Below are 13,636 nucleotides of genomic sequence, written 5' to 3' on the forward strand. Positions count from 1 at the left end.
AGTGCCAATCGGTTAAGCAATTTCAGCAGGGACGCACTCTTTGTAGCAGCTGCCGAGCCCGCGAGGCTGCGTTCGGCTGCGTAGCAGTCGTAAAATCAGAGAATGCGGTTTGTCAGGTAAGCCGAGTTAGCCGGATTCACGACTGCTACGCAGCCGAACGCAGCCTCGCGGGCTACGCAGCCGAACGCAGCCTCGCGGGCTCGGCAGCTGCTACAGATTGGTGTCTCGGCCCCGTCAGCGATCGAGCAGTAACGCGACGGCGTGTAATGCCTGAAGCCGGCGTTCGGCCCAATCGCCCTGAAGCACTTGAACAGGCTGTCGATGCTGCTCCAGCCATGCTTGAGTCGCGTTGAAAAAAGCCCGGCGTTCCTCCAGCTCGGGCTGACAACGCTGCCCGTCATCGGTCCAGTCGACCTGTTCGGGCGACAGCAGCAAGTGCAAGTCATAGTGCCGAGCCAGCAAGGCCTGCTCAAGCCAGGCCGGGCAATCGCCAAACAGGGTTTGGCTCCAGAGCATGTTGCTCAGCAAGTGAGTGTCGAGAATCAGCAACGGCGGCCCAAGGGCACGGGCGTCGTCTTCCCATTGCAGCTGACCGCGAGCGATGTCGGGGATATCGGCCAGGCAGGTGTCTCGCGCTTCCTGCTCAATGAACCAGCGCACGTATTCGCCCACCAGAACACCGCCGAATTGCTGTTGCAGTTCGGCCGCCAGCCAGCTCTTGCCACTGGATTCAGGCCCCGTGAGCACCAGTACTTTCATGTGCGCAACGCCGGATCGACGCGCCACGTCCGCCAGCCGTACACAGCCAACACTGCGAATAAACCGTAGAGGCCGGCGGTGAGGTACATCGCTTTATAGATAAACAGGCCAACAAAGATGATGTCCAGCGCGATCCACAGCGGCCAGCATTGCAGACGTTTTTGCGCCATCCATAACTGCGCCACCAAACTGAAGCCGGTCAGTGCCGCATCGAGCCAGGGCTGGGCGGCATCGGTCCAGTGGGCCATCGCGGCGCCGAGCAGCAAACTGCCGACGGCGCCGACGGCCAGCCCGAGCGCAATGGATTTGCCATCGAGCAGGGTGACATGCCGCTTGCCATGAGTCGCGCTCCCCTGAGTCCACTGCCACCAGCCGTAGATCTGCAAACCGGCGTAGATCACTTGCAGCAGCATGTCCGAATACAGCTTCACCTCGAAAAAGACCCAGCTATACAGCAGCACCATGACCAGACCGATCGGCCAGCACCAAGGGTTCTGTCTGACCGTCAACCAGACGGCAATCACGCCGAGGGCGGCAGCAAACAGTTCAAGCCCGGACATGGAGGTTCCTTGGTGTTGTAAAAAAGAGGGGGGCGAATTGTACCCGGATTGAGGGGGATTGGGCTTGCCAATCCCTGTAGGAGCGAGGCTTGCCCGCGAAGACGGCGGCACAGTCAATATGGATGTCGCCTGACACACCGCCTTCGCGGGCAAGCCTCGCTCCTACAGGGAGGACCGCGTTGGGTATAGAGAAAAGTTACACCCGAAATTGCTTGAGCAACCCGTTCAACTGCTCACTCAGTTCCTTGAGGTGAACGCTCGCCACGCTCGACTGTTCGGCCGCCAGTGCGGTGCTGTGGGACAACCCGGCGGCCTGGGTGACGTTCTGATTGATGTCTTCCACCACGTGGGCCTGTTGCAAGGTCGCACTGGCAATCGATGCGTTCAACCCGTTGAGGTTGCGCAAGGCCTGGCCGATGGCATTCAGGCTGGCGCCCGCCAGGCCGGCCTGCTCGATGGTCAGTTGCGACGCACGGCTGCTGTCGCCGATCACCTTGACCGCCGCTTCGGAATGACTTTGCAGGCGTTCGATCATCGACTGGATTTCCGCCGTCGACTTCTGAGTGCGCTGGGCCAGCAGGCGCACTTCATCGGCAACCACCGCAAACCCGCGACCTTGCTCACCGGCCCGGGCGGCTTCGATGGCGGCGTTGAGGGCCAGCAGGTTGGTTTGCTCGGCGATGGAGCGGATCACTTCCAGAACGCTGCCGATTTGCGTGCTTTCGGCGGCCAGCGTACGAATCACTTCGACGGCTTGATCGATGGTCGACGACAGCTTGTCGATCTGCTGCAAGCTACCGTCGATATTCACCTGCCCCTGCTGCGCCTGAGACTCGGCATCGCGCATTTCGCTGGCCGCGTGCTCGGCGTTTTTGGCCACATCCTGCACACCGTAGGTCACTTCGTTGATCGCGGTCGCCACCAGTTCCATTTGCTGCGACTGCTGCTGGCTGCGTTGCTGGGCCTGCGCGGCATCGTTGCCCAGTTCATTGGAAGACTGGCCCAGCGCACCGGCGGACACTTGCAGCTGACTGATCACCAGGCGCAGTTTGGCGGTGAAGGCGTTGAAGTGCCGGGCTAATTGCGTGACTTCGTCCTGGCCATGGGTATCGAGGCTGCGGGTCAGGTCGCTTTCACCGCTGGCGATGTTGGCCATGGCGTTCACGGTTTCCTGTAGCGGGCGCACGATGCTGCGGGCAATCATGATCACCAGCAGCGCCATGATCAGGGCAATCACCAGGCCCACGAAAGAGGCCTTCCAGACCTGCGCATAAAACTCGGCCTGCATGTCATCGATGTACACGCCCGAACCGATCACCCAACCCCAGGGCTCGAACAGTTTCACGTAGGAGGTTTTTTCCACCGGCGCGCTGGCGCCCGGTTTTGGCCAGCGGTAGTCGACCATGCCGGCGCCCTTGGCCTTGGCGATGGCGACCATCTCGTTGAATAACGCGAAACCGTCCGGGTCGCGGATCGTCGAGAGATTCTGGCCATCAAGTTTCGGATTGGTCGGGTGCATGATCATGACTGGCGTCAGATCGTTGATCCAGAAATAGTCATTCTGGTCGTAGCGCAAACCGCGCACGGCGTTCAGTGCCTGTTTTTGCGCGGCGTCGCGGGTGAGGGTGCCGGTGGTTTCCAGGCCGTGGAAATAGGTGAGGATGCCACTGGCGGTCTGCACCACGTGCTGAGTCTTTTGGACCTTGGCCTGATAGAGGTCCTCGTGAATCTGCTTGAGCATCAACACGCCCAACGTCAATAGCATCACCACGGCCACGATCAAGATGAGCCACAAGCGTCGGCTGATCGACACACTGCGCAAGCTGTTCATAACGCTGTTACTCCGGTTTTCTTGTTCTTGTCATAAACGATCGCCAGCATCCAACCACACTTTGCCGATCGGGCCTATCCGACTCAGGCCGTATTACGCGGCAGCGTAAATGAGGCGTGTCTGATAGGATTTCGGCCCCGCACGGAAAAACCTGAGCCCAAGTCTCTTTTCACGCCATTTTTACGGTTTTGTGTGGATCTTGCGCGCGGGGATTCAGCCAGGGTTGATCGCAGTCAGCGCTTATAAATTATTGACGAAGCATGCCTGGGGGCATGGCTTCTTGGGGGATTGATGGATCTTTGGACGGCCTTTCAGGCATTGATTTTAGGCGTGGTAGAAGGGCTGACGGAGTTCTTGCCCATTTCCAGTACCGGGCACCAGATCATTGTGGCGGACTTGCTCAACTTCGGCGGTGAGCGGGCCATGGCCTTCAACATCATCATTCAGCTCGGCGCGATCCTCGCTGTGGTCTGGCAGTTCCGCCGCAAGATCTTCGACGTGGTCATCGGTTTGCCGACGCAGCCCAGCGCTCGACGCTTTACCGCGAACCTGTTGATTGCTTTCCTGCCGGCCGTGGTATTGGGGGTGATTTTCGCCGATCTGATCCACGAGTATCTGTTCAACCCGATTACCGTGGCCACCGCATTGGTCGTGGGCGGGATCGTCATGTTGTGGGCCGAACGCCGCCAGCATGAAGTGCATGCTGAAAGCGTTGATGACATCACCTGGAAAGATGCCCTGAAAGTCGGCTTCGCCCAATGCCTGGCGATGATCCCGGGGACCTCGCGTTCCGGCTCGACAATCATTGGCGGTTTGCTGTTCGGGTTATCGCGAAAGACGGCCACCGAGTTCTCGTTCTTCCTCGCCATGCCAACCATGGTCGGCGCGGCGGTGTACTCCGGCTATAAATACCGCGATCTGTTTGTGCCGGCTGATTTTCCGGTGTTTGCCATTGGCTTCATCACGGCCTTCATCTTTGCGATGATCGCCGTCCGTGGTTTGCTGATATTCATTGCCAGTCACAGCTACGCGACATTCGCCTGGTATCGCATTGTGTTCGGTCTGGTGATCCTGGCCACCTGGCAATTCGGTTGGGTCGACTGGACAGCAGTCAAGCCATGAATGACTCCAGCTCGCGCAACAACGCCGGGCGCAAGTCCGGGGGCGCCATTCAGAACCTGCGGCTGAAACTGCTGGTATTCGTTGCGCTGTGCGCAGTGCCATTGTTTGGCTCGGTGTCGCTGTGGCTGCGCGGGGTGTCGATGATTCCCCTCGCGGCCTACGGCATCGTCAGCGTGCTGGCGTTTTTTCTGTACTGGAGCGACAAGCACAAGGCCCGCGCCGACAGCTGGCGCACGCCGGAGAACGTCTTGCACGCGGTGGAGCTGGCGGGCGGTTGGCCGGGCGCCTTGCTGGCCCAGCAAGCGTTTCGGCACAAGACCCGCAAAGTCTCGTTTCAGTTGGTGTTCTGGCTCATCGTGCTGATGCATCAGGTGTTCTGGATCGACCAGCTGTTTCTGGGCGCTAACCTGTTTGCGCTGTTTTAAAGCGCTTTAAAGCAGCAAGCCGACCTGCGTGCGTTTGGGCAATTTGCTCACCACCAATTGGTGGGAACGTTGCAGCAAGCCTTGCAGTTCCTCGGTGCCCAGTGGGTAGGGCGTTTCCATGATGACCCACTGGGCCCGGGCCAGATACGGCGCCGGGTGAATGCCCGGCCGGTCGCAATGGCCCAGGAAAAGGTCCTTGTCGACCTTGAACGCCAGGGACTGTCCCCGCAGGTTCTGCAAGGCGAACATCTTGTTCCCGGCAATCGAAAACACCCGCACGCCACCCCACTTGTAATCCTCCCGCGCGCCGGGCAGCGCCAGGCAATATTGCGCGACGTCCTCTTCGCTCATTCGTCCCGCTTTCATAACAGTCTGTCCCCGCAAACATTGAATGATTCGACCAAATGGTCGATCCAGGCACGCACCGCCGGCATCACCCCGCGTCGATGAGGGTAGACGGCTTGCAGCCAGCCGCCCGGCAATGACCAGTCGGGCAGCAGTTGCACCAGCGAACCGTTTTCCAGCTCTTGCTCGCAATACATCATGGGCAGCATGGTAAAGCCCTGACCGTTGAGAGTGCAGGCTTTGCGCACGATGAAATCTTCGCAGCCCAATCGCGCTTCGAGACTCAGGTCGTAGCTTTTGCCCTGTTGATCAAGTATGCGAATGTGCACCATGCGATCGGTTTCCAGAGCGCCGAGCACGGGCAGGTTTTTCAGGTCTTCGGGATGATTGATTTGACGGCCGAGCATAAATGCCGGGCTGGCAACCATCAGCATTTGGGCCTGACGCAGGCGGCGGGTGACCAGCAATGGATCTTCATCACCCAGATCCCGCACCCTCAAGGCGACATCGACGCCTTCGTTGATCAGGTCAACCCGACGGTTGAGCAACATGACCTCCAGCTGAACCTGAGGGAATTTCTCCAGGAAGTGACTGATCACCCCAGGCAGCATTTGGTGAGCCAACCCCACGGGGCAGGACACTCGCAAGCGCCCTCGGGGTTCGCTGGACATACTGGCCACCGCTTCATCGGCCATCTCGGCCTCCAGCAACATCGCCTGACAATGGCGCAAGTAACGCTCGCCCACGGCGGTCAAGTTGAGTTGGCGGGTGGTGCGTTGCAGCAGGCGCGCGCCCAGGCGTTCTTCCAGCTCGGCGATACGTCGCGACAACCGCGACTTGGGAATGCCCAGCAAACGCCCGGCTGCCGCGAAGCCACCGGCTTCGACCACCTTGGCGAAGTAGTAGAGGTCGTTAAGGTCCTGCATGATTTAAACTCGACTGTTCTATCAATGGGACGAACTATCGCATTGTTGCCGACTAATCAGCCATTGGTTTCGTCGGTAGGATTGTCTCCATCAGATCGCCCGGTGGCGATCCTCACCTTGGAGATCCCACATGAAATTACTGCATATCGATTCGAGCATTCTGGGTGACAACTCGGCTTCCCGTCAGCTGAGCGGCGAAGTCGTCAAAACCTGGCAAGCCGCCGAGCCTGGCGTTGTGGTGACTTACCGCGATCTGGCCGCCGATGCCATCAGCCATTTCTCCGCCACCACCCTGGTCGCCGCTGGCACCGCCGCTGAACTGCGCAACGCCGCGCAACAGCACGAAGCGGATCTGAGTGCCTCGACTCTGGCCGAATTCCTCGCCGCCGATGCTGTGGTGATTGCCGCGCCGATGTACAACTTCTCCATCCCGACCCAACTCAAGGCCTGGATCGACCGCATCGCCGTAGCCGGTCAGACGTTCCGCTACACCGAAGCCGGCCCTGAAGGCCTGTGCGGCGGCAAGAAAGTCGTCATCGTCTCGACTGCCGGTGGTCTGCATGCCGGTCAAGCGACCGGTGTTGCGCACGAAGATTATCTGAAAGTGCTGTTCGGCTTCATCGGCATCACCGACATCGAGTTCGTCCGCGCCCATGGCCTGGCCTACGGTGATGAAGTGCGCACCAAAGCCATGAGCGACGCTCAAGCGCACATCCGCGAGCAAATGTTCGCCGCCGCGTAAGGCGTGCGTAAAGACGTCAAACAGCTCGGGCAATACCCCTGAAACTCTGTATTCTGGTCATCGTGATGGCCAGGTACGGAGTTTTTTGTTTCTGGCGGTTATCAGTTTCTGGCCCGGGTTATGCGATCGAGGGCTGACATCCGCGGTCAGTAACAAGGTGGGGCATCCCATGGTGCGTCTTTGTGCAACGCTGCTGATTTGCCTGCTCGGCAGTCTGAGTTTGGTGCACGCCGCGTCTGCGCCACATCCTCACTGGAGCGTCGGTTTCCATGAGATGACGTTCCTCGATCCGCTGGACTTGCAGCCGATGCGTGCCATCGCTTTTTACCCGTCCAGTGAAAAGGAACATTCCAGCACGCTCGAGGGCTACACGGTCGAAGCGGGTGAAAACATCAAAGTCGCCATCGGACGTTTTCCGATGCTGATGCTGTCCCACGGCAACACCGGAACCCCGCTGGCCCTGCACGACCTCGCCACCTCATTGGCACGCAAGGGCTTTGTGGTGGTGGCGGTGATCCATCCTGGCGACAACTCCAAAGACCACAGCCGTCTCGGCACCTTGAGCAACCTGTATGGGCGGCCGATCCAGATCTCCGAAGCCATTACCGCGACCTTGAGCGACCGGATGCTCGCGCCTTTCGTCAATGCCCGGCAGGTCGGGGTGATTGGCTATTCGGCGGGCGGTGAGACTGCGCTGATCCTGTCCGGCGCCACTCCGGATCTGGATCGCCTGCGCCGTTATTGCCAGGAGCGCCCGGATGATCACGATGCCTGCAACACGCAAGGCGAACTGATTGTCGACCGCGATGACTTGCAGCCAGTGGCGGACTCGCGCGTGCATGCCTTGTTGCTGATGGCGCCGCTGAGTCTGAAGTTCGGCCGCCATACCCTGGCCGACGTGCATGTGCCGGTGCTGCTGTACAGCGGCGATGGCGACAAACTGGTGGCGTTCGACAAAAACGCTGCGGCGCTTGCACGCAAATTGCCGACCGCACCGGACTTCAAATTGCTGGCCGGGGCAGGGCATTTCGTGTTCATGGCACCGTGCAACGAAGAACAGATTGCCGCCATGCCGGCGCTGTGCACCGATGCCGACGGCGTCGACCGCAAGGACATTCACCGCAACATGATTTCCGAAGCCGGACGGTTCTTCGCCCATGCCTTGGGCAAACCCACCCGCGCCGGTATGCAGACCGCGGATCAGTAAACAATACAAACCTTTGTAGCAGCTGGCGAAGCCTGCGTTCGGCTGCGAAGCAGTCGTGAAGCTTTTACACGGTCTTCCTGAAATACTGCGAAGACTGAATTTACGACTGCTTCGCAGCCGAACGCAGGCTTCGCCAGCTGCTACAGGGCGGTGGGGTTAATCCATCGCGCGGTGTTTCAGTAATAAGGTCAAACTGAGTCCGGTTATCGACAATAACGCCGCACTAAAGAAAATCCACGAATACCCCAGGTTCAACGCCACGGCACCCATCAGCGGCCCGGCAATCGCCAGCGCCAGATCGAAAAACACCGCATAAGCACCCAATCCTGCTCCGCGACTGGAATTGGGCACTTGCTTGATCGCTTCCACCCCCAGCGCCGGATACACCAGGGACAAGCCGAACCCGGTCAGGCCGGCGCCGATCAAGGCATAACCCGTCGAAGGCGCCAGCCACAGCAGGACCAGCCCCACAGTTTCAATGGTCATGCAGGCGATGGCCGAGGTGAAGCCGCCGAAACGGTTGATGCTGGATATGAACAACAGCCGCGCCAGAATGAAACAGACCCCGAATACCGTCAGGCAATAAGCCGCGCCGCTCCAGCCAAGGCTGACGTAATACAGGGTAATAAAAGTGGTGAGTGTGCCGTAACCGATGGACGCCAGACTCAGGCTCGCGCCGAAGGGGGCAATACGCCCGAACACCGCCCAGAACGGCAGGCGCTCGCCGCGAATCACCGGCACCGAAGGTTTGTTGCGGATCAACAGTAGCGCCATCAAGGCCAGTAACGACAGCGCGATCCCGAGGCTGGCGAACCCCAGTTCGGCGACCATCACCACGCCCAGCGGCGCGCCGATGGCGATAGCGCCGTATGAGGCAATTCCGTTCCAGGAAATCGAACGTGCCGTGTGTTCGGCACCGACCTTGCCCATGCACCAACTGATCGTGCCGACCCCGATCAACCCTTGAGCGATCCCCAGCAACAAGCGGCCAGCGATCAAGATGATCAGGCTCAACAACGGCAGACTTTGCAGCAGGGTCGACAGCAGTGTCAGCACGCCGCTCAACGCAATCCCCGACAACCCGTAAACAATCGCCCGTTTAGTTCCGATGCTGTCCGACAGCCGTCCGGCCATGGGCCGGCTGAGCAGAGTGGCCAGGTACTGCGAGCCAATAGTCAGCCCCGCCACGATGGCGCTGAACCCCAACTGTTCATGCACATACGCCGGCAATACCGCAATCGGCAAGCCGATGCAGAGGAAGGCAACAAAGGTATAGAAAACGATGGAGACGATCTGCAGAGTGATCGCAACGGAGCTTTGCGGGGGCAGTTGCTGCACAGACATGAGCGCTCGTTCGCGGGCGGCGGCAGGAGAACAGCATCATGGCGTGGGTGGGGAATAAAAGGAAGCAGGCTAACTATATTGGCCTTTGAATTTTTCAGCGTTATCGAGGGCCTCTTCGCGGGCGAGCCTCGCTCCTACGGTTTTGTGTCGTTCACGCGTAATGTGAACAACTCGGGACCTGTAGGAGCGAGGCTTGCCCGCGAAGGTGTCAGCACCCAATCATCCCTTGGCCCTGAAATGCAAAAAGCCCTGTCACCAGGACAGGGCTTTTCTGTTTCAGCAGCTATTTAGAACACAACGCCCTGGCTACGCAGGTAGTCGTCATAGGTGCCGCTGAAATCGATCACGCCGCTAGGGCTGAGTTCGATGATGCGGGTAGCCAGAGACGATACGAACTCACGGTCGTGGCTGACGAAGATCAGCGTGCCCGGGTAGTTCTCCAGCGCCAGGTTCAGCGCCTCGATGGATTCCATGTCCAAGTGGTTGGTCGGCTCGTCCATGATCAGCACGTTCGGCTTTTGCAGGATCAGCTTGCCGAACAGCATGCGACCTTGCTCACCACCGGAGATGACCTTGACCGACTTGAGGATCTCGTCGTTGGAGAACAGCATGCGACCGAGGGTGCCGCGAACGATTTGCTCGCCGCCCTGGGTCCACTGGCCCATCCAGTCGAACAGGTTGCAGTCGTCTTCGAAGTCGTGAGCGTGGTCCTGGGCGTAGTAGCCCAATTCCGCGGCGTCGGTCCACTTCACGGTACCGGCATCCGGGGTCAGTTCGTTGACCAGGGTGCGCAGCAGGGTGGTTTTACCGATACCGTTCGGGCCGATGATCGCCACGCGCTCGCCGGCCTCAACCTGGAAGCTGAAGTCCTTGAACAGGGTCTTGCCGTCGAAGCCTTTGGCCATGCGCTCGACGATGACCGCCTGACGGTGCAGCTTCTTGGTTTGTTCGAAACGGATGAACGGGCTCACACGGCTCGAAGGCTTGACTTCGGCCAGCTGGATCTTGTCAATCGCCTTGGCGCGGGAGGTCGCTTGCTTGGCTTTCGAGGCGTTGGCCGAGAAGCGGCTGACGAACGATTGCAGCTCGGAAATCTGCGCTTTCTTCTTAGCGTTGTCCGACAGCAGTTGCTCGCGGGACTGGGTCGCCACGGTCATGTACTCGTCGTAGTTGCCCGGGAACAGGCGCAACTCGCCGTAGTCCAGGTCAGCCATGTGGGTGCACACGCTGTTCAGGAAGTGACGGTCGTGGGAGATGATGATCATCAGGCTGGAGCGCTGGGTCAGAATGTTTTCCAGCCAGCGGATGGTGTTGATGTCCAGGTGGTTGGTCGGTTCGTCGAGCAACAGCACTTCAGGATCGGAGAACAGTGCCTGCGCCAGCAACACGCGCAGTTTCCAGCCCGGCGACACTTCGCTCATCGGGCCAAAGTGCTGCTCGATGCCGATACCCAGACCCAACAGCAATTCACCGGCACGGGATTCGGCGGTGTAGCCGTCCATTTCGGCGAATTCGGTTTCCAGCTCGGCCACGGCCATGCCGTCTTCTTCGGTCATTTCCGGCAGCGAGTAGATGCGGTCGCGCTCGGCCTTGACCTTCCACAGCTCTTCGTGACCCATGATCACGGTGTCGATCACGGTGAATTCTTCGTAGGCGAACTGATCCTGGCGCAACTTACCCAGACGCACGTTCGGCTCGAGCATGACCTGGCCACCGGACGGCTCGAGGTCGCCACCGAGGATTTTCATGAAGGTCGACTTGCCGCAACCGTTGGCGCCGATCAGGCCGTAGCGGTTGCCGGCGCCGAATTTGACCGAAACGTTTTCGAATAGCGGCTTGGCGCCGAACTGCATCGTGATGTTAGCTGTGGAGATCAATTACTTTACCTATCAATGGGTTGCGAGCTGCGCATTTGGCGCTTGGGCCATACCTGGGACATTCTGGAGTTTCTCTCCATCTCTCCCCAGTCACCGCTAGCGTTCAACCAGCGCGCATAAGTCGAGAGCAGCATCTGGACGCTGTGTCCAAGCTGTTGGGCAAAAAAGGCGGGATTCATGCCAGACGTTGCGCATATTGTCGCATAAGTGTGACGGCAGTTGTACGGTGGGCGATAACGTGTCGCAGGCTTCTTCAAGGTTCGGCCCTGGGTTCGTGCAGAACCGGGGTCTGGCGAATGTTATTTTTGTTCAGCGTTGTGTTCGGGACACTGGGCGCTGCTGTGGGTAAAGTCAGCTCCGCTTGCCCGGCCAGGTGTGTTTCAGATGGATTACTGAATGGCCAGCAGTTGGTCAGGGTGGGCACCAATAACATTTCCCAAGCGCAGTGCTTCCTGCGCGCTATCCGCTCCAGACCTCGGGATACTGGCGTTCCTGAAGTTATCGACTATTGCTTACTGAGCCGTTTCGGCGAACCAATTGGCTCCGGCCACTGCTCGAAAGGACTCATATGAAACTCAATATCATTGCTTTGGGCTTGCTTGCTGTTTTGGCCGGCTGCACAACTGCTGGCCCCTATGTCACCAACATATCGAGCGATGGGCGTAATGGCTTGAACATCGAGAAGTGTGCCGTGAAGATGAATGCTTTCATGGGTACTGTTAGCACCTCCGAATGCACAAGCCAGAATGTGCAGCTCAGCCGAGGCAACTGATCCGGTAAAGATCGACTGGCTGGCAGCCGTTGAAACTCTGCTTTGTCGCACGCTGAGCGGCGTGCGACAAAACCAGCGACTGAACCAGGTCGAGACTCAGAGCACGTAGCCAGTGGCTTGTCCGAGGTGGTTGTCCTGCCCTCCAGTGATGAGGTGCAGTGGAATGTGCTGTTGTTCATCAATGGACGGGATTTCGAAACTTCCCACTATTTGCAGGTGCCGCTCATTCAGTCCGGTCGACTCTTCTTCTTTTGCCTTAGCCATTCTCGCGTGGTTCGCTGCGATTTCATTGAGAGTTGACACGTTACATCTCCCGGTGACTGACCAAGCGTTTCGCTGGAGTCCTAAGCGTTAATTTAATTGCAGTCGCGTCAGAATTACGTCGTTCTGGGGCTGCTACGTCCGGCTTCTGCAAAGCCTGAGCCAGACACTGTCGCGTATTGGACGCCATGTTTACATAGGCGACGAATGGTGGTATGGCATGAAGCTACTATCGAGAGAACGGTTCCAACTAACTGGATGATCCGCGCTCCTGACGTGCACACATTTTCACAGTTGAAGGTTAACTATTAGTTACAAAGTGTGGCTAAAATGCCATCTTTCATCATCATGCCGACCATCGGCATGGCTCAAGAACGCGCCATCGGGACGCAGTTTGTTCACTTTCTGACGTGTGACGATTTTCGTGAAACTCATCATTACCGCTATTTATGTCATCTCCGTCGCGTATGTTCACTTGCGTGGAAAAGTGCGCCACAAATTAGGCCGCCAACTAAGCGACCACTCTACGTTTCTGGCGCCGATCAATTGCTTCCTTTATCTGTTCTCCAAAACGCCCAACAAGCCTTATCTAGACCCGGCAGACTTTCCCGACTTGAGCCCTTTGCAGGCTCATTGGGAAGAGATTCGCGCCGAAGGCCAGAATCTGCTCAAGGCCGGGCAGATCAAGCGTTCCAATCAATACGACGACGTTGGTTTCAATTCGTTTTTCAAAAGTGGCTGGAAGCGTTTCTATCTCAAATGGTATGGCGACAGTCACCCGTCGGCCGCGAAGCTTTGCCCGCGCACGACTGAACTGGTGCAAAGCATCGGCTCGATCAAGGCAGCGATGTTCGCCGAACTGCCACCGGGTTCGAAACTGGTCCGTCACCGCGATCCATATGCCGGTTCCTACCGTTATCACTTGGGGTTGGAAACGCCGAACGATGCCGGCTGCTACATCAACGTCGACGGTGAGAACTACCATTGGCGCGACGGCGAAGCGGTGATGTTCGATGAGACCTTCATTCATTACGCCGAAAACACCACCGCGCAGAACCGCATCATCTTGTTCTGTGACATCGAGCGGCCGATGAAGTATCGCTGGGCGGCGGCGTTCAATCGTTGGTTCAGCCGCACGGTGATGGCGGCGGCGGGCGCGCCGAACGATGCGGGCGACAAGGTTGGTGGCATCAACCGATTGTTCGCCAGAATCTACAAGATTCGCCTGCGCGGCAAAGCGCTCAAGAAACGTAACCGCACTCGCTACTACCTGGAGAAGTGGGCGGTTTTTGCTGGGTTGCTGGCGATTTTTGTTTTGATCTGAGTTTTGCGGTGTGGCGCATGACGCCATCGCGGGCAAGCCCGCTCCCACAGTATCCGCGTCGAATACAAATTCTGTGAACGTCGCCGAACCTGTGGGAGCGGGCTTGCCCGCGAAGAGGCCAGTATTTTCACCGCCTAATGA

At 58.5% G+C, this 13,636-nt stretch carries 14 protein-coding genes and 1 pseudogene; 6 read left to right on the forward strand and 9 right to left on the reverse strand.

What is annotated here, in order from left to right; genetic code table 11:
• Nucleotides 1-234: 234 nt before the first annotated feature.
• From NHU87_RS26815 to NHU87_RS26825, 3 genes are all read right to left on the reverse strand, one after another.
• Nucleotides 235-759: an AAA family ATPase gene (locus tag NHU87_RS26815; protein ID WP_253554139.1), complete on the reverse strand. Its 525-nt coding sequence runs from the start codon at nt 757-759 to the stop codon at nt 235-237.
• Nucleotides 756-1,319: a nicotinamide riboside transporter PnuC gene (pnuC, locus tag NHU87_RS26820; protein WP_253554142.1), complete on the reverse strand. Its 564-nt coding sequence runs from the start codon at nt 1,317-1,319 to the stop codon at nt 756-758. Before pnuC ends, NHU87_RS26815 begins: the two co-directional genes overlap by 4 nt.
• 196 nt (nt 1,320-1,515) lie before the next feature.
• The gene (locus NHU87_RS26825) at nt 1,516-3,150 is read right to left on the reverse strand and encodes a methyl-accepting chemotaxis protein (RefSeq protein WP_253554145.1); all 1,635 of its coding nucleotides are present in this window, start codon (nt 3,148-3,150) and stop codon (nt 1,516-1,518) included.
• A gap of 291 nt (nt 3,151-3,441) precedes the next feature.
• On the opposite strand from NHU87_RS26825, the gene NHU87_RS26830 reads away from it, so the two are divergent.
• Complete coding sequence (locus NHU87_RS26830; RefSeq protein WP_253554146.1) at nt 3,442-4,272, forward strand: undecaprenyl-diphosphate phosphatase; 831 nt, start codon at nt 3,442-3,444, stop codon at nt 4,270-4,272.
• Entirely contained in the window at nt 4,269-4,697 is a 429-nt protein-coding gene (locus tag NHU87_RS26835; protein ID WP_253554147.1) for a DUF1294 domain-containing protein, read from the forward strand. The genes NHU87_RS26830 and NHU87_RS26835 overlap by 4 nt, the downstream gene beginning before the upstream one ends.
• Before the next feature lie 6 nt (nt 4,698-4,703).
• Here the strand turns inward: NHU87_RS26835 and NHU87_RS26840 are convergent, their stop codons facing one another.
• Together NHU87_RS26840 and NHU87_RS26845 are read right to left on the reverse strand one after the other, a co-directional pair.
• A complete protein-coding gene (locus NHU87_RS26840; RefSeq protein ID WP_008069285.1) occupies nt 4,704-5,063 on the reverse strand; it encodes an MmcQ/YjbR family DNA-binding protein in 360 nt (119 codons plus the stop codon).
• A complete protein-coding gene (locus NHU87_RS26845; protein ID WP_253554148.1) occupies nt 5,060-5,968 on the reverse strand; it encodes a LysR substrate-binding domain-containing protein in 909 nt (302 codons plus the stop codon). Before NHU87_RS26845 ends, NHU87_RS26840 begins: the two co-directional genes overlap by 4 nt.
• Before the next feature lie 130 nt (nt 5,969-6,098).
• Between NHU87_RS26845 and NHU87_RS26850 the strand changes: the two genes are divergently transcribed.
• Nucleotides 6,099-6,710, forward strand: coding sequence for an FMN-dependent NADH-azoreductase (locus NHU87_RS26850; protein WP_253554149.1), 612 nt, complete (start codon nt 6,099-6,101; stop codon nt 6,708-6,710).
• 169 nt (nt 6,711-6,879) lie between these two features.
• The gene (locus tag NHU87_RS26855) at nt 6,880-7,917 is read left to right on the forward strand and encodes an alpha/beta hydrolase family protein (RefSeq protein WP_253554151.1); all 1,038 of its coding nucleotides are present in this window, start codon (nt 6,880-6,882) and stop codon (nt 7,915-7,917) included.
• A 156-nt stretch (nt 7,918-8,073) separates the two neighbouring features.
• Here NHU87_RS26855 and NHU87_RS26860 read toward each other — a convergent pair whose 3' ends face one another.
• From NHU87_RS26860 to NHU87_RS26870, 3 genes and pseudogenes are all read right to left on the reverse strand, one after another.
• Complete coding sequence (locus NHU87_RS26860) at nt 8,074-9,261, reverse strand: MFS transporter (RefSeq protein ID WP_253554156.1); 1,188 nt, start codon at nt 9,259-9,261, stop codon at nt 8,074-8,076.
• Between the two features lie 287 nt (nt 9,262-9,548).
• On the reverse strand, nt 9,549-11,138 hold the full coding sequence (locus NHU87_RS26865) for an ABC-F family ATPase (RefSeq protein WP_080943075.1): 1,590 nt from the start codon (nt 11,136-11,138) through the stop codon (nt 9,549-9,551).
• A gap of 5 nt (nt 11,139-11,143) precedes the next feature.
• A pseudogene (locus tag NHU87_RS26870) lies at nt 11,144-11,398 on the reverse strand (integrase); the annotation flags it as partial.
• 308 nt (nt 11,399-11,706) lie between these two features.
• Between NHU87_RS26870 and NHU87_RS26875 the strand changes: the two are divergent.
• Nucleotides 11,707-11,910 (forward strand): hypothetical protein, encoded by a 204-nt coding sequence (locus NHU87_RS26875; RefSeq protein ID WP_253554159.1) that lies wholly within the window; start codon nt 11,707-11,709, stop codon nt 11,908-11,910.
• Nucleotides 11,911-12,006: 96 nt separating this feature from the next.
• On the opposite strand, the gene NHU87_RS26880 is transcribed toward NHU87_RS26875, so the two are convergent.
• Nucleotides 12,007-12,213, reverse strand: a complete 207-nt coding sequence (locus NHU87_RS26880; RefSeq protein ID WP_253554170.1) for a hypothetical protein — start codon at nt 12,211-12,213, stop codon at nt 12,007-12,009.
• Nucleotides 12,214-12,595: 382 nt separating this feature from the next.
• Between NHU87_RS26880 and lpxO the strand changes: the two genes are divergently transcribed.
• Nucleotides 12,596-13,495 carry a lipid A hydroxylase LpxO gene (gene lpxO, locus NHU87_RS26885; RefSeq protein WP_253554180.1) on the forward strand — a complete coding sequence of 300 codons (900 nt, stop codon included), beginning with the start codon at nt 12,596-12,598 and terminating at the stop codon, nt 13,493-13,495.
• The last annotated feature ends 141 nt before the right edge of the window (nt 13,496-13,636 follow it).

The sequence above is a fragment of the Pseudomonas mandelii genome, assembly GCF_024138395.1.
In the GTDB taxonomy this organism is placed as follows: Bacteria; Pseudomonadota; Gammaproteobacteria; order Pseudomonadales; family Pseudomonadaceae; genus Aquipseudomonas; species Aquipseudomonas mandelii_E.